General features: G+C 46.1%; 18 protein-coding genes. 11 read left to right on the top strand and 7 right to left on the bottom strand.

Translation table 11 applies throughout. From position 1 onward, the window contains the following. The first annotated feature begins 22 nt into the window (after positions 1-22). From carB to VIM88_RS06645, 3 genes are all read left to right on the top strand, one after another. Positions 23-3,286 (top strand): carbamoyl-phosphate synthase large subunit, encoded by a 3,264-nt coding sequence (gene carB, locus VIM88_RS06655; protein WP_331862106.1) that lies wholly within the window; start codon positions 23-25, stop codon positions 3,284-3,286. A 92-nt stretch (positions 3,287-3,378) separates the two neighbouring features. Continuing rightward, the gene (locus VIM88_RS06650) at positions 3,379-3,825 is read left to right on the top strand and encodes a Sua5 YciO YrdC YwlC family protein (RefSeq protein WP_331862105.1); all 447 of its coding nucleotides are present in this window, start codon (positions 3,379-3,381) and stop codon (positions 3,823-3,825) included. Then, entirely contained in the window at positions 3,825-4,196 is a 372-nt protein-coding gene (locus VIM88_RS06645; protein WP_331862104.1) for an HIT family protein, read from the top strand. Before VIM88_RS06650 ends, VIM88_RS06645 begins: the two co-directional genes overlap by 1 nt. Positions 4,197-4,237: 41 nt before the next feature. On the opposite strand, the gene VIM88_RS06640 is transcribed toward VIM88_RS06645, so the two are convergent. From VIM88_RS06640 to VIM88_RS06625, 4 genes are all read right to left on the bottom strand, one after another. Continuing rightward, positions 4,238-4,381 carry a hypothetical protein gene (locus VIM88_RS06640; protein WP_331862103.1) on the bottom strand — a complete coding sequence of 48 codons (144 nt, stop codon included), beginning with the start codon at positions 4,379-4,381 and terminating at the stop codon, positions 4,238-4,240. A gap of 90 nt (positions 4,382-4,471) precedes the next feature. Beyond that, positions 4,472-5,671, bottom strand: coding sequence for a cation:proton antiporter (locus tag VIM88_RS06635; protein WP_331862102.1), 1,200 nt, complete (start codon positions 5,669-5,671; stop codon positions 4,472-4,474). Positions 5,672-5,758: 87 nt separating this feature from the next. Continuing rightward, a complete protein-coding gene (locus VIM88_RS06630; protein WP_331862101.1) occupies positions 5,759-6,724 on the bottom strand; it encodes a TIGR00341 family protein in 966 nt (321 codons plus the stop codon). A gap of 134 nt (positions 6,725-6,858) precedes the next feature. After that, positions 6,859-8,205, bottom strand: a complete 1,347-nt coding sequence (locus VIM88_RS06625; RefSeq protein ID WP_331862100.1) for an AAA family ATPase — start codon at positions 8,203-8,205, stop codon at positions 6,859-6,861. 134 nt (positions 8,206-8,339) lie between these two features. Here VIM88_RS06625 and VIM88_RS06620 point away from each other — a divergent pair, with 134 nt between their 5' ends. The 4 genes from VIM88_RS06620 to VIM88_RS06605 all read left to right on the top strand — a co-directional run bounded on the left by VIM88_RS06620 (position 8,340) and on the right by VIM88_RS06605 (position 11,944). Next, on the top strand, positions 8,340-9,569 hold the full coding sequence (locus tag VIM88_RS06620; protein WP_331862099.1) for an APC family permease: 1,230 nt from the start codon (positions 8,340-8,342) through the stop codon (positions 9,567-9,569). A 48-nt stretch (positions 9,570-9,617) separates the two neighbouring features. Further along, positions 9,618-10,247: a uracil phosphoribosyltransferase gene (gene upp, locus VIM88_RS06615; RefSeq protein ID WP_331862098.1), complete on the top strand. Its 630-nt coding sequence runs from the start codon at positions 9,618-9,620 to the stop codon at positions 10,245-10,247. A gap of 183 nt (positions 10,248-10,430) precedes the next feature. Next, complete coding sequence (locus VIM88_RS06610) at positions 10,431-11,636, top strand: molybdopterin-dependent oxidoreductase (RefSeq protein ID WP_331862097.1); 1,206 nt, start codon at positions 10,431-10,433, stop codon at positions 11,634-11,636. Continuing rightward, positions 11,636-11,944 carry a sulfite:cytochrome C oxidoreductase subunit B gene (locus VIM88_RS06605; protein WP_331862096.1) on the top strand — a complete coding sequence of 103 codons (309 nt, stop codon included), beginning with the start codon at positions 11,636-11,638 and terminating at the stop codon, positions 11,942-11,944. Before VIM88_RS06610 ends, VIM88_RS06605 begins: the two co-directional genes overlap by 1 nt. 56 nt (positions 11,945-12,000) lie before the next feature. Here the strand turns inward: VIM88_RS06605 and VIM88_RS06600 are convergent, their stop codons facing one another. Further along, positions 12,001-12,789: a hypothetical protein gene (locus VIM88_RS06600; RefSeq protein WP_331862095.1), complete on the bottom strand. Its 789-nt coding sequence runs from the start codon at positions 12,787-12,789 to the stop codon at positions 12,001-12,003. A 166-nt stretch (positions 12,790-12,955) separates the two neighbouring features. Between VIM88_RS06600 and VIM88_RS06595 the strand changes: the two genes are divergently transcribed. The 3 genes from VIM88_RS06595 to VIM88_RS06585 are packed head-to-tail and all read left to right on the top strand — an operon-like array spanning position 12,956 to position 14,112. Continuing rightward, entirely contained in the window at positions 12,956-13,453 is a 498-nt protein-coding gene (locus VIM88_RS06595; RefSeq protein ID WP_331862094.1) for a hypothetical protein, read from the top strand. 3 nt (positions 13,454-13,456) lie between these two features. Then, the gene (locus VIM88_RS06590; protein ID WP_331862093.1) at positions 13,457-13,651 is read left to right on the top strand and encodes a YwbE family protein; all 195 of its coding nucleotides are present in this window, start codon (positions 13,457-13,459) and stop codon (positions 13,649-13,651) included. After that, a complete protein-coding gene (locus tag VIM88_RS06585) occupies positions 13,648-14,112 on the top strand; it encodes a YaiI/YqxD family protein (RefSeq protein WP_331862092.1) in 465 nt (154 codons plus the stop codon). The genes VIM88_RS06590 and VIM88_RS06585 overlap by 4 nt, the downstream gene beginning before the upstream one ends. Before the next feature lie 17 nt (positions 14,113-14,129). Here VIM88_RS06585 and VIM88_RS06580 read toward each other — a convergent pair whose 3' ends face one another. Continuing rightward, on the bottom strand, positions 14,130-14,702 hold the full coding sequence (locus VIM88_RS06580) for a class I SAM-dependent methyltransferase (RefSeq protein ID WP_331862091.1): 573 nt from the start codon (positions 14,700-14,702) through the stop codon (positions 14,130-14,132). 140 nt (positions 14,703-14,842) lie between these two features. On the opposite strand from VIM88_RS06580, the gene mltG reads away from it, so the two are divergent. Continuing rightward, complete coding sequence (mltG, locus tag VIM88_RS06575; protein WP_331862090.1) at positions 14,843-15,928, top strand: endolytic transglycosylase MltG; 1,086 nt, start codon at positions 14,843-14,845, stop codon at positions 15,926-15,928. A gap of 65 nt (positions 15,929-15,993) precedes the next feature. On the opposite strand, the gene VIM88_RS06570 is transcribed toward mltG, so the two are convergent. Then, positions 15,994-17,957: ATP-dependent Clp protease ATP-binding subunit (locus tag VIM88_RS06570; protein WP_331862089.1), on the bottom strand; the 1,964-nt coding region annotated here is incomplete at its 5' end.

Genomic DNA, 17,957 nt, shown 5'->3' with positions numbered 1-17,957 from the left:
TAAAAATCAAGGGTATCTCTCTATGCCAAAACGCAATGACATCAAAACCATTTTACTTATCGGTTCGGGGCCTATAGTTATCGGGCAAGCCTGTGAATTTGATTATTCCGGAACACAAGCGGCCAAAACACTGAAAGAACTGGGCTACAGAGTGGTCCTGATCAACTCCAACCCTGCGACGATCATGACAGACCCCGAATTTGCTGACCGTACCTACATTGAACCTATCACACCTGAAGTGATCGATAAGATCATCAAACAGGAAAAGGTGGATGCCATATTGCCAACGATGGGTGGACAAACGGCGCTGAACGTGGCTATGGATATGCATGAGGCCGGTATGCTGGAGGGTATTGAGTTTCTTGGTGCAAACCCTGAAGCCATTAAGAAAGGCGAAGACAGACAAGCGTTCAAGGAAGCGATGATCAGGATCGGGATGGACCTGCCTATCTCTCAATATGCCTACAGTATGGACGAAGCCCTTGATGCTGCCAAGAACATAGGATTCCCGCTTATCATCCGCGCATCGTTCACGATGGCGGGCGGCGGTTCAGGTGTCGCGTACAATATGGATGAATACAAAGAGATCGTCAAAAGCGGTCTGGAAGCGAGCCCTATTTCCGAGATCCTTATAGAGGAATCTCTGCTCGGATGGAAAGAGTTCGAGATGGAAGTGATACGTGACAAAGCGGACAACTGTATCATCATCTGTTCTATTGAGAACTTTGATCCTATGGGCGTACATACCGGAGACTCCATCACTATCGCCCCTGCCCTGACCCTGACAGATAAAGAGTACCAGAAGATGAGGGATGCCTCTTTCAAGATCCTGCGTGAAATAGGTGTCGATACAGGCGGGTCCAATGTGCAGTTCTCCATCAACCCGGATACCGGACGTATGATCGTCATTGAGATGAACCCGAGGGTAAGCCGTTCTTCTGCCCTGGCATCCAAAGCGACAGGCTACCCTATTGCCAAAGTGGCGACACTGCTTGCGGTCGGCTTTACGCTGGATGAGATCACGAACGATATTACCGGCACGCCTGCATCATTTGAACCGGTGATCGACTATATCGTGACCAAACTTCCCAGATTTACCTTTGAAAAGTTCCCGCATGCGAACTCAACCCTTACGACCGCGATGAAGTCTGTGGGTGAAGCCATGGCCATAGGACGTACCTTCAAAGAGTCGTTCCAAAAAGCACTCTGTTCACTCGAGACAGGATTTACAGGGTTTAACCCCATTCAGTGCGAAGAAGAAGAGCTGATACGTGAGATCCGTCGTCCCAATGAACACAGAATGCTTTATGTCTTTGAAGGGCTCAGACGCGGCATGTCCGTCGATGAGATCTTTGAGCTCTGTAAAATAGACAGATGGTTCCTCTATCAGCTGGAAGAACTGGCATCGCGTGAGAAAGAGATGGACATTGCCCTGCTCTCCGACGCTACACGTCTCAGAGAGGTCAAAAGTGAAGGTTTCTCTGACATTATGATCGCTGAAGTCATCAACAAGAAAGAGGGATTGTCTCTTACGGAGAATGATATTTATACGGCCAGAGAAAAAATGGGTATCACGCTTGAATACAATGAAGTGGATACCTGTGCTGCGGAGTATAAAGCATTGACGCCGTATCTCTACTCTACCACCAACATTACCAAACTGCCGAAAACGGAAAACTTCAGTGATGCGCAGGAGAAAAAAGTGCTTGTCATCGGCGGCGGTCCGAACCGTATCGGTCAGGGTATTGAGTTTGACTACTGCTGTGTCCATGCAGCGTTCGCCCTGAAGGACATGGGTGTGAAATCCATCATGTACAACTGCAACCCGGAAACGGTCTCTACCGATTATGACACGTCAGATATACTTTACTTTGAACCGATAGACTTCGAGCATGTCAGAAATGTCATTGAGCTTGAAAAACCAGACGGCGTGATCGTGCACTTCGGTGGACAGACCCCGCTCAAACTGGCCAAGAACCTTACAGCGATCGGAGCAAATATTTCCGGAACCTCTGCAAAAGTGATCGACCTTGCTGAGGACAGAGAGCAGTTCTCGCAGTTCATCAATGAGCTTGGATTGAAACAGCCGGATAACGGTACCGCCTTTGCAAAAGACGAGGCGATGGCCATAGCCAACCGCATCGGATATCCTGTACTGGTACGTCCGAGTTTTGTACTGGGCGGCCGTGGTATGAAAACCGTCTACAGTGATAAAGAGCTGAGAAGCTATATGGATGAAGCGGTCCGTGTCTCCAATGATGCACCGGTACTGATAGACAAGTTCCTTGACAATGCGATAGAGCTTGATGTTGATGCAATTTCCGATGGCAAAGATGTCTATATCGGTTCAGTGATGCAGCACATTGAGGAAGCGGGGATCCACTCTGGGGACTCTGCATGTTCACTGCCGCCTGTTTCCATCTCTGAAGCACTGCAGGAAGAGGTAAAAGAGCAGACTGCGAAGATAGCACTTGGTCTTGGTGTGATCGGTCTTCTGAATATCCAGTTCGCTATTCATAAAGGAGAGATCTATCTTATTGAAGTGAACCCCAGAGCCTCAAGAACCGTTCCGTTCGTTTCCAAAGCAACCGGTGTACCTTTGGCAAAAGTAGCCACAAGGGTGATGATACAGGGTGACCTGAAAGAAGCCTTGAAGTTCTATGATACCTTCAATGTAGTGAACTTTGACAAAAAGATCATGGAACCGACACTCAAAGGCCACGTCGCCGTCAAAGAAGCGGTCTTCCCTTTCAATAAACTTCCAGGTTCTGACCTTATCCTGGGACCTGAGATGAAATCTACCGGTGAGGTCATGGGTGTCTCCAGTACGTTCGGTATGAGTTTTGCCAAGAGTCAGTTCGCCTCCAAGAACAACATTCCGCTTGAAGGCAAGCTCTTCCTTTCCCTCACTGAAAATGACAAACCGCATGCAGGGGAAGTAGGCAAAATGTTCACGGACCTTGGCTTCGAGATCGTTGCAACTTCGGGTACGCATGCCGCACTGGAAGCTGCAGGAGTGGCTTCATCGAAAGTATTGAAGATCTCGGAAGGCCGTCCGAATATCGATGACATGATACGCAATGAAGAGATCGCCCTGGCCATCAATACCTCTGACAATGCAGGAAGCAAAACAGATGCCAAGACCATCAGAGAGTCCGTTCTGGCCAACCATGTTGCGTACTTTACCACGATATCCGCTGCCAAAGCAACGGCTATGGCGATCAAAGAGCTGAAGGCTATCGATGGTTCGCTCGATCCTAAAGCGTTACAGGATTATCTCTCCTGATCTCTGTAAGAGACAGGAAAGATCATGATGATCGGTCTGCAGTTCCACTGCCGGATCGGGCTTAAGCGTTTGCTGTGCTAAGGAAAAGATAGATGCAGAATGATCCTTTTAAAGATAAGGTTTTTTTGACTCAAACAGATACCACCATCGGTTTTGTCTCACAAAATGCAGAGAGAATTACCACTATCAAGCAGCGCCCCCCTCACAAACACTACATCAAAGCGGTCAATTCACTGCAGACCCTTACACAAACTGTACGTGTGCCGACTGCACATAAAAAGAGGGTTCGCAGATCGAAAAAAACGACATTTATCCTGCCTGATGGAAAATCCTATCGGGTGATACAGGACACACACCATCTTTTACTGCTGGATCGTCTGAAATGGGCCTATACCAGCTCTGCGAACCTTAGCGGTGAATCCTATGACGGGTATTTTGCCAGAAAGGCAGCAGATGTGATCATCGAGCCGATCAAAGCAACCGGACAGCCTTCGCATATATACAAACTAGGCAACAAAAGACTAAGAAGGATACGTTAATGTCGGTCATCTATGAAAACGAAACCATCAAGATAGAAGTAGAGGCCAGTGAAATACCCTGGCTGAAGATCTTTACGCAAATGCCCTATAAAGAGATGAGCGAAGTTCCGGGATCGGTCAAATTTGAAATTTATGATCTTCTGGATACCATTGAGAAAGAGATGATCGCCTACTATGATCCCAAAAAGATCAATATTGCCAGTTTTGGCAACTACGTGCCGCATGTCCATTGGCACATAATGGCACGTTTTGAAGAAGACAGCTATTTCCCTGAACCGATGTGGGGAACAAAACAGCGGGAAAGTAAGTTGGAATTGCCTGATTTCGGCACTTTTTGTGAAAGAGTGGTAAGTAAGATCAGCGAAGCGTAATCTCCTCAAAACCGATGGTTATTGAGGAGACACGTTCTACATTATTTTCCCGCCTCGTCATGCTCTACTTTATCATCGATCTCTTCCTCTTTCTTCGCCCATAGATTCGATAAAGAATCTACATCAAGAAAAATAGCGGCCACTACACCTATCACGATACCAATTACAACATATATCATTTCCATGACAACTCCTTTTTAACTTAAAATTACTTTTTAGTATAACATAAAATTTATTGTAGTTATTCTAAAAGTAAATTAAAATAAACAGATGCGTCATTCCTTCTCGTATTTAAAAAGAAACTTCAGCAAAAATGGCGGGGCTACCGTTGTCACAATGATAACGAAGATAAGCACCGCATAGATCTCGTCATTCAGTATACTGTTCATCCGCCCTACTTCGGCAAATATCAGCCCTACTTCTCCGCGCGGGACCATGGAGATACCGATCAGTGCCTTTTTCAATGCGGTAGTGTTCTTCAGCAGCAAGGCTCCCATATATTTTCCGATAATGGCGATAAGCAGGAACACAAATGCGAGGGTCCAAAACCTTGACGATGTAAGATCTATGACCTTTAGATTCATCGATAAACCGACCATCACGAAAAATATCGGTGTGAACATCTGTGCTATGGGGGTGATAGCGTTCTTTACCTTTTCCAAAAAGACTTCATCGTTCCTCAGTCCCATACCGAAAGGCAGTATAAAACGTCTTGAGAGCGCAATACCGGCGGCAAAAGAACCTAAGATCTCAGGTGCGCCGAAAAGATGCGAAAAATAGGCAAAGAGTGCTATCAGTGAGATGATGACCGTTGGGATGAAGCCGGGAACCTTTTGGTGCTCATCGAATTTTTTCATAAATGTAGAGATGAAATTGGCAAAAGCCGGTGCAATGAGCAGGAACAGCAGGATAAATACCGTAGTGTTCAGTGTATTGCTCAGAGATAACGCTTGCGTGGTGGCATAATCGTAAATGAAGACCAGGATAATGACACCCATGATATCATCCAGTACTGCTGCACCGATGACAACCTGTGCAACTTCTGAGTGTTCTTTCTGCAGGTCTTTTAACACCCTCATGGTGATACCGATGCTCGTTGCAGTGAGCGTACCGCCGATGAAAAGTGAAACTGCCAGTGACAGACCGAAGAGATAGTAGGCGATCAGGGCGGAAACCGTGAAGGGGAACACGGCACCGAACAATGCAACAATGGTCGCTTTCCCCCCTGCCTGCTTTAGACGGTGGATATCCGTTTCCAATCCGATCTCAAAGAGCAGCAGGAGAATACCGATCTCTGCAAGTACTTTCAGTACATCGTTCACCTCTATGAGTCCTAGTCCTGAAACTCCCAGAAGTATACCGGCGCTCAGCTCACCCATCACCGAGGGAATGCCCAGGCGGGCGAACAGTTCCCCCAGGATCCTTGCTGTGACCAATATTAAAAAAAGTATCAGAAAAAAATTATGTACATCCATATTTTATTGTACAGCAAATTAGATAAAATCGCTACCATTCCTATATCTACATCCTGTGACTGATCATGGAACGTTTTGCATGGCAGTTTAAAGGTAAATCAAAAGCATCAGGACGATCAGTGTAATGATCCATACAGAGATATACCACATCATCGCATGCTTGGCTTTCTCTTTTTCAAACCATGTTCTAGGTGTGACACCCTTCAATACAAAAACGATCTTACTCGATAGGTTGATACTGACGATGTTGATCGCAAGCAGCATTCCCGCATTGAAAGCCAGATCAAAACGCTGATCTCCGAGCATCAATCCTAATACTGCTGCAGGGGGAAGGAGCGCGACGGCGACCATGACACCTACGAGAACACCGGAGAGTCCTGTGGTGATCGAGAGCGCTGCAGCGGCACCCGACGCCAAGGCCAGGATCACCGAATCAACTCCTACATTTGTCCGCATCAGAACCTCATGGCTCTCCAAAGACATAGGGAGAATGAGCGCTATGACATACGACAGAAAGATGGCAATACTAATGCCCAATATAGTGGTCTTGACCGAAGCGATCATCAGTTTTATATCTCCAAGGGCCGTTGCAAAACTCAATGCAATATTCGGACCAAGCAGCGGCGCGATCACCATGGCACCGATCACCACTGCGACGTTGTTTTCGATCAGGCCGATGGCGGCAACGATCGTTGACAAAGTGACCAGCACAATAAAGTTGATGTTGATGTGTGCGTTCTTCTCTACCTCTTCATAGATCGACTCTCTCGCAGCTGTTGCTTTATTCTCTTTTTCCTGCTCATCCTCTTCGGGTAACGGCAGGCATGCTTCTACAGGCAGAACGACCACCTTTGCTGTTGGCTGGGAGCCGATGATCTTGGAAAAACTGTCAAGTGCTTTTTGCAGTTCGTCGTCACTTACGAGCATACGGAACAGCTGCATGCCATCCTCATTTTCGGGCTCATAACGCAGATCTTCCGCTTCGACATTTTCCGCGATCTTTTGAACGGTATCGAAACTGTTGGCACTGATGATCACTTCAAGATATTTCATTCATTTTACCTTTTTACATGGCTGCTGTTTCGGCTTGAACCACTGCAACAAACTTCAGATTCAGCTATTCGCAAGAGGATGATATGCGATCTGTCTAGTAAAGTATAGCACAAATGAACAAGTCCATACAACAGTTATATGCTGTCGGGGATCTTATGGGTGAACTCTTCCTCCCCTATGATGGAGGAGAGTTCATCGCTCTCTACGATCTCCTGTTCTATGAGCTTTTGAGCCAGGGTTTCTATCTTGTCCCAGTGGGCATCGACCAATTTTTCTGCATTTTGTTTTGCGACATGCATCCAATGCAGGAACCTTTTTTCTATCTGCTGCTCCAGGAAATAGTTATCCAGACTATTGATAGCATTGAGGTTGATATAGCCCAGTTCTTTATCCATTCCCAGTGTGGTAATGGCAGCATAGGCCTGTAAAGAGGCCTGTGCAAGATCATTTTGTGCACCGCTGTCCATCTGATCATCTCCCATCTTTTTCACTTTTGCTATTCGGCCGGACAAAAGCACGCAAATATCATGGAAGAGATCGATCTTTGAGATATTGGATAAAGGATCCTCTTCGTTGTAAGAGACGAAACCTAGCATTTTGCTTCGAGGGGAAATGGTCACCTGCTCGATCTTGATATGAGGCAAAAGCAGTACGGAAAGCACCGCATGCGCCGCTTCATGATAGGCTGTCATTTTCAGCTCTTTCTCAAGCGTTTCAACCATTTTCTTTTCAACTTTGTGCCCATATTTTATAATATTTATCTGCTCTATCAGTATCTCTTCCGTGATAACTTCTTTGTCCTGCTCCACGACGCTCAGTGCTGCCATACGCCCTATTCTTTCAAGCTCCAGCGCGCTCATGCCGGTAATGTAGCGTACGATACGTTCCACATTGATATCGGGATCATGCGGTTTTTCCATGATCTTTTCTATAAAGAACCTTCTGGCATCCTTGTCCAGTTCCAAAACCTCCAACAGAAAATCGAGCTTCTGCGACGAGGTCAATACAGGATCGATCTCATCCAGGCTCTCAGCAGTGGCGATGGTAAAAACGCGCTCATCAGACGACTCCATCACCTTGGCAATATCAGAGAACGAAACATTGGTGATCGCTCCCTGCATAATGCCTTTGATATCAATATCTTCCAATATCACGACACAGGGAGCATGTTTCGATGCTGTATCGTAGACCTCTTTGATATACTCAAGTTCAAAAAGTTTAGAGCCTGATATTTCCAAATATGAAAGTCCCGCCTCTTTTGCAAATGCTTTGGCAAGCAGACTTTTACCGACGCTTATCGGTCCGTAGAGCAGCAGGCCTTTGGGAATGGGGGTATCGAAGCGTTCAAGCATCTCCGGCTTTTCAATGATCTTGATGATCCCCTTGAGACGATCTTTTATCTGCTTATGCCCTACTACATCATCAAAGCCGATCTTGGATTGTTTTATTTTTGGAACATCTTTCGTTTTTTTGGTTGCCATCTCTAGACCTTCTCTATTCTATCTCTAACTGTAGTCTTATTCTAGCTATAATTGGTACAAAGGTCAAATAACCGGTACATCTAATTTAGACTGATATATACTGCCATAAAGTGAATAGAAGTTATAGTACCAATATGAGATATGAACATACACCCAAGTTAAAACGCAATGTCACGTTGACCATGCTCATTTTTTATGGACTGGGTAATATCTTCGGTGCGGGCATCTATGTACTGATAGGCGAGATAGCAGGTATAGCCGGGATCTATTTGCCCCTTTCCTTTCTGCTGGCATGCATCGTCGTATTTTTCACCGCATTGACCTATGCAGAGCTCAGTTCAAGGTTTCCGCAAAGTGCCGGAGTTGCCGTCTATATCAATGCCGGATTCAACAGTCCACATCTCTCTACGCTCGTGGGTCTTACCATCGCCTTATCAGGTCTGCTCTCCGCTGCGACACTTTTAGATGGGTTTCAGAGCTATCTGAGTATGTTCATACAGGTACCTGAGAGCATCACCACGCTGGTCACTGTGATGCTCATCAGCGGTATTGCGATATGGGGAATCTCCCAATCGATCATGATCACGGCATTATTGACACTGATTGAGACCTTTGGTCTTTTTATGGTGATCTTTGTGGGTTTTGGGGATATCTCATGGGATATGCAAACCTTTAGGTCTTTTGTTCCGCCCATGGATCTTGCTTTGGTCAGCACGGTTATCTTAGGAGCATTTTTAGCCTTTTATGCTTTTATAGGTTTTGAGGACATGGTCAATATTGCCGAAGAGGTCAAAGACCCCACCCATACTATGCCCAAAGCCATACTTATCACGCTTGCCATCGCTACCTTCGTCTATATCATTGTTGCCTTGGTTTCCATCTCTGTCATCTCCGTTGAAGAACTTGCAGGCTCCAGCGCACCATTGGCAAAAGTGTATGAGACAGCCACCCACAGTCAAGCAACAACCCTGGGCATCATAGCCTTGTTCGCAGTCATCAACGGTGCCCTTGTGCAGATCATCATGGCATCCAGGATCTTCTATGGCATGAGCACCCATGGCTGGATACCTGGCTTTCTCAGCATCGTCCATCCAAAAACACATACCCCCGTGAACGCTACGATACTTGCCGGAACCATCGTCTTTCTTCTTTCAACCTATTTCCCCATTGTCACCCTGGCACAGTCCAGCAGCTTTCTGATCTTTATCATCTTTACGCTTGTCAACACTTCACTTCTTATTATCAAGCGCAGGGACCCTCACCCGAAAAATATCAGAACCTATCCGATGATGGTCCCTGTCACGGCGATCGCGCTAAACCTCATACTGCTCGGATTTCAGATCGTTTCCGGATTCGGAACATGAGAGCAAGTTTAGATATAATAAAAAAATATTCAAACACAAAGGCATAGTATGATCCATGAACTAACTAATCCGGTGATAAAGACCTTGGTGAACCATTTAAGAGAAACACAAACCGATGCCCTGCGTTTTCGGCATATCCTTCATGAGCTCAGCCGTCTCCTTGCATATGAAGCGCTCAAAGATGACGCACTGGAAGATCAGATCATTACGACATGGCAGGGGGAGAGAACATTCGGCTTCATCAAAGAGGAAGATCTCATTTTCGTCACTATTTTACGTGCCGGACTTCCTATGATAGAGTCTGTCACAGCGCTTTTCCCCAAATCCTCATCAGGATTTCTGGCCATGAAACGGGATGAAAGAACCCATCAGAGCGTGCTTTACTATGACCGTATTCCTGAATGCAAAGACAAAACAGTGATAGTGCTTGATCCCATGGTCGCAACCGGTGGATCTCTGTGCGATGCCATCTCTGTCATTAAAGGAAAATCTCCCAAGAGGATCCTGTCGCTGAACATTGTCGGTTCTCCTGAAGGCATGGATATTCTGGAACAAAAACATCCGGACGTGGCACTCTTCATTGCACAGATCGATGAAAAACTTGATGAACATATGTTTATCGTTCCGGGACTGGGAGATGCTGGAGATAGAGCGTATAATACGGTAGAGGCCCCTTAAACATAAATCTGATTTATCAATATTTTATTTTACATAAGTAAAAACAATTGATGATAAAGCATCCAGGGGTTCAAAAAACGTTACACCCTCCCTCTATAATGACCGTATCAAGGACGCTTTCAGTATCAATTAAGATAATTTTACAGATAATCACACATAATATTTATCACTGAAAGGCAACCCATGGAAAGAAGAGACTTTTTTAAAAAAGCAGCTATCGCAGCCGGTGCAGCCGCTGTTGGTACCAATACAGCAGAAGCTGGTGTGACCCAGCAGCCTATAGATGACAGAGAAATATCACCTGTCGCCTTCCCTGAGAAAAGACCTCTGATCATGTACTCTGACAGACCGCCGTTGTTGGAGACTCCGAGAGATGTTTTCACACATGTACTTACGCCGAATGACCAGTTTTTCGTGCGCTGGCATATGCCGGATATTCCTACCCACATCGACCCTGATACCTTTACCATCCATGTCAATGGTCTGGTCAAAAATGAACTGAAGATCTCACTAAATGACCTCAAGACCAAGTTCGAACAGGTAGAAGTTACGGCCGTACTGCAATGCGGCGGGAACAGCCGTTCTGCTTTTCAACCGATCGCAGGCGGTATTCAATGGGGTTCAGGAGCCATGGGTTGTGCCACATGGAAAGGGGTACGTCTAAGAGATATTCTCAACCTGGCCGGACTGGAAAAAGACGCAAAGTGGATCGGATTCAACGGTTCTGAAAGAGCTGCCTATTACGAAACACCTGAATTTGTACGTGAACTTGAGCTGAGTGAGCTGGATGACCATGTGATCCTGGCCTACGAAATGAACGGGGAGGACCTTCCCTACCTCAATGGGTATCCTCTCAGACTTGTACTTCCGGGATACTACTCTGACTCATGGGTAAAAATGCTTTCCAACATCACCGTGACGAATGAATACAAAAAGCTCTTCTTCATGGATGTTGCCTACCGTGTGCCGGATAATGAAACAGAATCAGAAACACCGGAAAAAAGATTCCCGAAAACGAAACCTATCAAAAAAATGAACGTGAAGTCTGTGATCGGCTATCCGACAAAAGATTCCCTGGTATCGCACAAGTCTCACGTGGTCATACGCGGTGTGGCATGGGATGACGGACATGGGATACAGGATGTACTTATCTCTACGGACGGTGGAAAAACATGGGAGAAAGCGATCCTCGATGACGGTAAGCTCGGCCGTTATGCCTACAGAGCCTTCAGGTATCCCTATAAACCGACGACATTTGGAAAAGTGACGATCATGGCGAAAGCGATCAATAAAATAGGTCAAGAACAACCATTTGCCAAAGATATCAAGTGGAATCACGGCGGATACAAATATAACGGTATCGATGAAGTTACTGTGGAGGTAGTATAATGAAAAAACTGATTTTAGTTGCAGCACTGCTGGCATCACCGCTTTTTGCACAGGTGAAAGAGAAAGTTGAAGTACCTTATGTAGCTTTTCCTATCAAGATGGGGGACGGATTTGATGCCATACAGACACACTGTCTCATGTGTCACTCTTTCGGATATATTACAAACCAGAGAAGACAGTCCAAGAAGTTCTGGCGCGGGAAAGTGGATAAAATGATCGACCACTTCAAGGCACCAATGGATGAAGAAGCAGCGAGAGTCACCACAGACTACCTCTTTGAACATTACGGAAACGGAGAATTGGAATAAATTTCCGGGTCCACCTCATATGAGGTGGCTTTTTTCAGATAATTACACTGCCCTGTTTATCTTTGGGTAGTGTCTCTCTCCCTCACTCTATCTCTTGTTTTGATCTGATCACCATTCTGATTAGTTCTGGTCTGCGTTCTGACACGCTGTCCCTCCTGGTTGACTCTGGTTCTTGTTCTGACCTGATCACCATTTTGATTGACCCTAGTCTGTGTTCTGACACGTTGTCCGTCCTGGTTGACTCTGGTCTGTGTTCTGACACGTTCGCCGTTCTGGTTCACTCTCGTCTGTGTTCTGACACGCTGTCCGTCCTGGTTCACTCTGGTCTGCGTTCTGACACGCTCCCCGTTCTGGTTGACCCTGGTCCTTGTTCTGACAGTATCTCTGGTATTGGTTCTGGTATTGATATTCCCTCTACTGTCGAAGACACTGTTGCGGGCACGGTTTCTGTAGTGACTGGAATTTTGGTAGGCAGTTTTGCTTCTGTAGTATCCGTAGTTCCCCTCTTGTGCACGATAACGGCGTCTGTTATGGTATCTATATCCGTCGTGGAAGTAGTGGCCTTGACGGAATTTACGGTTACCGAAATAGTAATAACCATTTTTGTACGTTCCACCATAATAGTAGATCCCGTTGTAGTAATAATACGGTACGCCGAAATAATATGGATAGCTATAGCTTGAGAGCGATATTCTTACACTCGTGTAGGGAGCCGGATCATAGTATCCCGCATCATAGTATCTTCCATCATAGTACCCGTTATGCACTGGCGTACAGGCCGAAAAGAACAGTGCTGAGGATGCTGCCACTGCCAAACCCAGATATTTTGTTTTTTTATGTAACATGATCAATCCTTTTGTCATTTAGTATATCATAAAGTATAAATGTGGAAACATCGTGTATAGCATCTTTTGATGATTAATTTATTCCATAGAAGCAACAGAACCATAAGAATCGATCCCCCACCCCAGCCTTTTTAGGTATAATTAGACAAAAACAGAAGGAAGTGCTATGTGTGACTTCAATGCATTGACCGAAGAAGAAAAAAAACGGTACCATGAGGAACTTCTTGAGTGTGCAATGAACTTTGGCGGAAAGAACTTTTTTCTTCAACTCTTAGAGGCTATACGTGAAACCAGGCCTCATCCGCTTACCGCAAGAAACTGCGAATTCAGGATCGAACTGGGGACCGTCACCTGGAACAAGGTGATCTTCAATGACAAACTCCAACTCTTACTGAAAGCACGTATCAATGAGAGCAAGCAGGACAATTTCCTGCCAACTCCGGATACGAAAGCGTATAAAAAGATACTCAATGTGGTACGTACGTTGAAACCCATCGTTTTTCATGTCAAACCGGTCGTTAAGGAAGACGGCCCAGGTTTTTTCTTTCAGCCTTTTGATATGATAGATGAGCATAAAGTGAAATTGAACCCTCTCTTTGATGCCGTCTTCTTTTGTTCTGTCGAGACGGTTAAAAAAGTCCTGAACTACGAACCGAAGGCGTAAAGGATGACAGGCGGACAAAAAAGAGCAAACATCAGGTATGGTATGGATGTGGGTGTGGTACTCAAAGAAGATCAGGCCACGGGAAGGCTTACCTACGGAAAAGTACAGAAGATCCTCACCAATTCCCCTACCCATCCTCACGGTATAAAGGTACGTCTGAACACCGGTGAGGTCGGACGGGTCAAAGAGATAGTATGACGCTTTTCATCGACGGGGATGCTTTCCCCAACCTTCTCAAGCCTATCGTGCTGCGAAGCATTGAACGTCTCTCACTGACGACCAAGGTCATAGCCAATAAAAAGATAGATATAGGCTCATCTAAACATATAGAGTATATCATCGTAGATCAGGGTGCAGATGAAGCCGACCATCATATTGTTGCATTGTGTGAAGCGGAGGATCTGGTGATCACTGCCGACATCCCTTTGGCAGACAGGATCATCAGTAAGCAGGCCCATGCCATTGACCATAGAGGTGAACTCTACAGTGTAGATAATATCAAACAGTACCTGGCGATGAGAAACCTGATGGAGAGTATCAGAGAGAGTGGCGAGATGATCGGAGGTCCGAAGGCTTTTGGCACCAAAGATGCCCACGCTTTTGCCAACCAGTTCAATGCGTTTTTGGCAAAAAAAGACCTGCCGCCTTCCCGTGCCTGATACGGTAACACACAGCACTAGCGCAATTGTGCCGCAATCGTATAACGATACCCAAAATGACTGACAGAGACCGAAAAGCCGTGGCTTTCCAGTTTCTGCCTTAGCACTTCAGGCGGGAAAAAGTTTCCAGGCTCGCCGAACAGTTTTTCTATCCTGCAAAGATTTTTACCCATAAAGGTAGTCGGATCAAAATCATAGATAAAAAGCCTTCCCTCCTGTTGAAGCACACGTACGATCTCCTCTACGGAGTGGTCCACATCCTGAAAATGATGCAGGGCTTCACCTATCAGTACCGCTTCAAAACCGGCATCATCAAAAGGGAGCAGCTCCGCATATGCCTGATGGGTTTCTATATACGCCGCAGAGAACTTCAGCATCCCCGCTGCAGGATCAACGGCACTGAATTGAAGGTCAGCCCTGCACGCATGAGCAAATTCACTCATGACCCCGGTACCGGACCCCAGGTCCAGTACCGCGGCATGCCTCGAAAGTGGCTTTAAAAAACTGCAGAGCGACTCACGTATGGCATGGGGGTAGATCAATGGTCCAAGATATTTGAAGACCCATCCCAAATGGTTAAACGGCATCATACCTGATCCTTCTATCTCATAAAATGGTTAGCTCTCATTATAATATATAAACTTCAAAACTATGACAATTTGAAAGATATCCATACTGTATAAAGCAATTTTGCTATAATAAATCATAAATTTATATTTGAAAGTAATATATGTTCATAAAAAAGACACTCACTACTCTCACTAAGAGATACAGACATTTTGTATTTTACTTTCAACTCTATGTGATCATACTGCTCGTTCCTATTGCCTATAACGCTGTGCCTGTCAATGAAGGGACCAGGACCTTCTACATCGCCTCTTCGCATATTGATGATGTGGTAGAGACACTCAAGTCAAACGGATATGAGGTCACCTGGTTCGACAAAATGATGTTGATGTTCAGAAAAACGCCTACAGAAGGATGGTACAGCGTTGAGCCGCGTAAGTATGGCCGGATCCTGTTTTTTCAGCACCTCTATAAACAAAAGACCAAAGACCTTATGGATGTGGTGGTCTATGCAGGAGAGACAAAAGATGAGCTTAGCGCCCGACTCTCCAATGATATGAAACTGGATCAGCAGAAACTCTTAAAGGTCTACAAAAGCCTTGCACGCTTTGAGGAAGCGGATATTCTTGCCGGACGCTATACCATCGCACGTAAGGCAGATGAAGATGCGACCATGAAATATATCTTTTTAGCGTCGGACCGTACCTGGGAAAAATTGCTGGAAGAGTCATTTGACGTAATGCCGGATGCCATGAAGCTGAAAATGCTCTATATAGTCGCTTCGATCATCCAGAAAGAGAGTAACTCAGTGCTCGAAATGCCGTTGATCTCTTCGGTGATATATAACCGGCTGGAGCAAGGTATGAAGCTGCAAATGGACGGTACCCTCAACTACGGCAAGTATTCACGTACCATCGTGACACCCCAACGCATCAAAAGTGACAAGAGCCGCTATAATACCTATAAGTATAAAGGATTACCGCCGGATCCTCTGTGCACGGTCAGCATAGACGCACTGAAGGCTTCCATGCAGCCGGCAGAAAGTAACTATCTTTTCTTTATGCTCAATTCCTCAGGCACACATGATTTCACCGAAACCTATAAAGAGCATCTGCAGAACATCAGATCGTTCAGGGTCTATCTGGCAGAAAGGGGAAAACAGAAAAGTGCCAAAGTGCATGAGATCAAGCCTGTCGATAGGACAAACCTCTCTGTAAAATCAGTAGATAAGAACACCACGGTCAATTGATCGCAGCAGGTTGCAGAGTGTCTCCCTGCTTTGCGGAAATTCAGCAGGGAAACGTTTTGTTTATATTATTTAATATTCACCGTGATCTCGCCGTTCTGTACATCAAACTCAACGCTTGAACCTTCGACCACTTTGTCTTCCAGTATCAGCTCTGCGAGTCTGTCCTCCACCACTTCATAGAGTGCTCTTTTAAGCGGACGGGCACCGTATACAGGATCGAATCCGGCTTCTGCGATGTATGCTTTGGCACTGTCGCTCAATGTGATGCTGATGTCACGCTCGGCCAGTTTTGCCTGGATACTTTTGAACAGGATATCCACAATGTTCGTAATGGCATCCAGATCCAGCGGGTTGAAGATCACCTGATCATCAAGACGGTTCAGGAACTCCGGTTTGAAATGTCGCTTCAGTTCATCACTGACCGCTGCCCTTCTCTCTTCTTTGTCCGTGATCGTCATGATCTTGTCAGATGCGATGTTCGACGTCATGATGATGATCGTGTTCTTAAAGTCTATGGTGACACCTTTATTGTCCGTCAAGCGTCCATCATCGAGTACCTGCAGGAGGGTGTTGAAGACATCCGGGTGTGCTTTTTCGATCTCGTCGAACAGTACGACCGAATAAGGCTTTCTTCTGACCGCTTCGGTAAGCTGTCCGCCCTCTTCATACCCTACATACCCCGGAGGTGCTCCGACCAGTCTGCTGGCTGCATGTTTCTCCATATATTCGCTCATATCGATACGGATCAGTGACTTCTCCGAGTCAAAGAGGAATTTCGCAAGGGTTTTCGCGACCTGCGTTTTACCTACACCTGTTGGCCCAAGGAACATAAAGCTGCCGATAGGACGGTTGACATCGCTCAATCCGGCCTTGTTACGTTTAATGGCGCGTGCCACGGCTTTCAGTGCCTCTTCCTGACCGACCACCTCTTCTTTGAGGATACTTTCGATCGCAAGTATCTTCTCTTTCTCGCCCTGAAGCATCTTGCTGACTGAGATACCGGTCCAACGGCTGACAATGCTGGCGATCATCTCTTCATCCACAGAGTTCTTGAGCAGCGTACCTTCAGACATCATCTGCGACCATTTCTCTTCAAGATTCTTGAGTTTCTCTTTCTCTGCAGGGATAAGTCCGTACTCTATCTCCGCCGCCTTGTTGAAGTCACCTTCTCTTTTGACATGTTCTGCCTGTGTTTTAAGTGAGTCGATATTGGTCTTCACTTCAGCGATCTCATTAAAGACGTTCTTTTCATTGTCGAACTGGTTCTGCAGCGAGATACGTTTCTCTTCCAGGTCGGCCAACTCTTTTTCTATCTCTTGAAGACGGGCGGTATTCTTATCGCTCTCTTCCATTTTGAGCGCTTCTCTTTCAACCTGCAGTGTTGATATATCACGTTTTGATTTCGCAAGGTCCGTCGGTTCAGACTCTATCTGCATCTTCAATTCCGCTGCAGCTTCATCGATAAGGTCGATGGCCTTATCCGGCAGGAACCTGTCGGTGATATAGCGGTCGCTCAGTTTTGCAGCGGCTACCAGTGCAGAGTCAGTGATGTTGACGTTATGGTGTGCTTCGAGCTTGTCCTTGATACCTCTAAGGATCTGCAGTGCCTCATTGATGCTCGGCTCATCCACCTTCACCGGCTGGAAACGTCTCTGCAGCGCCGCATCTTTTTCAAAATACTTTCTGTACTCTTTGAGCGTGGTGGCACCTATGGTATGCAGCTCCCCACGTGCCAGTGCTGGCTTGAGTATGTTGGCAGCATCCATGCTTCCTTCGCTTGCACCTGCACCGACGATCGTATGGATCTCATCGATGAACAGGATGACATTGGCAGCTTTTTTGACTTCATCCACGATGGCTTTGAGCCTGTCCTCGAACTCACCTCTGTATTTGGCACCGGCGATGAGCCTGCTCATGTCCAGCGAGACCACGCGCATGTTCTGCAGACTGAGCGGTACCTCTTTGTTCACGATACGCTGCGCAAGTCCTTCCACGATCGCCGTTTTACCTGTACCCGGTTCCCCTATCA

Source organism: Sulfurovum sp. (assembly GCF_036568385.1).
Taxonomy (GTDB): domain Bacteria; phylum Campylobacterota; class Campylobacteria; order Campylobacterales; family Sulfurovaceae; genus Sulfurovum.
This window is presented reverse-complemented; position numbering and strand designations above follow the sequence as displayed.

Excerpts from the sequence above, each read along its gene's own strand:
- carB (WP_331862106.1), top strand. The coding sequence starts at position 23 with ATGCCAAAACGCAATGACATCAAAACCATTTTACTTATCGGTTCGGGG.
- VIM88_RS06650 (WP_331862105.1), top strand. The coding sequence starts at position 3,379 with ATGCAGAATGATCCTTTTAAAGATAAGGTTTTTTTGACTCAAACAGAT.
- VIM88_RS06645 (WP_331862104.1), top strand. The coding sequence starts at position 3,825 with ATGTCGGTCATCTATGAAAACGAAACCATCAAGATAGAAGTAGAGGCC.
- VIM88_RS06640 (WP_331862103.1), bottom strand. The coding sequence starts at position 4,381 with ATGGAAATGATATATGTTGTAATTGGTATCGTGATAGGTGTAGTGGCC.
- VIM88_RS06635 (WP_331862102.1), bottom strand. The coding sequence starts at position 5,671 with ATGGATGTACATAATTTTTTTCTGATACTTTTTTTAATATTGGTCACA.
- VIM88_RS06630 (WP_331862101.1), bottom strand. The coding sequence starts at position 6,724 with ATGAAATATCTTGAAGTGATCATCAGTGCCAACAGTTTCGATACCGTT.
- VIM88_RS06625 (WP_331862100.1), bottom strand. The coding sequence starts at position 8,205 with ATGGCAACCAAAAAAACGAAAGATGTTCCAAAAATAAAACAATCCAAG.
- VIM88_RS06620 (WP_331862099.1), top strand. The coding sequence starts at position 8,340 with ATGAGATATGAACATACACCCAAGTTAAAACGCAATGTCACGTTGACC.
- upp (WP_331862098.1), top strand. The coding sequence starts at position 9,618 with ATGATCCATGAACTAACTAATCCGGTGATAAAGACCTTGGTGAACCAT.
- VIM88_RS06610 (WP_331862097.1), top strand. The coding sequence starts at position 10,431 with ATGGAAAGAAGAGACTTTTTTAAAAAAGCAGCTATCGCAGCCGGTGCA.
- VIM88_RS06605 (WP_331862096.1), top strand. The coding sequence starts at position 11,636 with ATGAAAAAACTGATTTTAGTTGCAGCACTGCTGGCATCACCGCTTTTT.
- VIM88_RS06600 (WP_331862095.1), bottom strand. The coding sequence starts at position 12,789 with ATGTTACATAAAAAAACAAAATATCTGGGTTTGGCAGTGGCAGCATCC.
- VIM88_RS06595 (WP_331862094.1), top strand. The coding sequence starts at position 12,956 with ATGTGTGACTTCAATGCATTGACCGAAGAAGAAAAAAAACGGTACCAT.
- VIM88_RS06590 (WP_331862093.1), top strand. The coding sequence starts at position 13,457 with ATGACAGGCGGACAAAAAAGAGCAAACATCAGGTATGGTATGGATGTG.
- VIM88_RS06585 (WP_331862092.1), top strand. The coding sequence starts at position 13,648 with ATGACGCTTTTCATCGACGGGGATGCTTTCCCCAACCTTCTCAAGCCT.
- VIM88_RS06580 (WP_331862091.1), bottom strand. The coding sequence starts at position 14,702 with ATGATGCCGTTTAACCATTTGGGATGGGTCTTCAAATATCTTGGACCA.
- mltG (WP_331862090.1), top strand. The coding sequence starts at position 14,843 with ATGTTCATAAAAAAGACACTCACTACTCTCACTAAGAGATACAGACAT.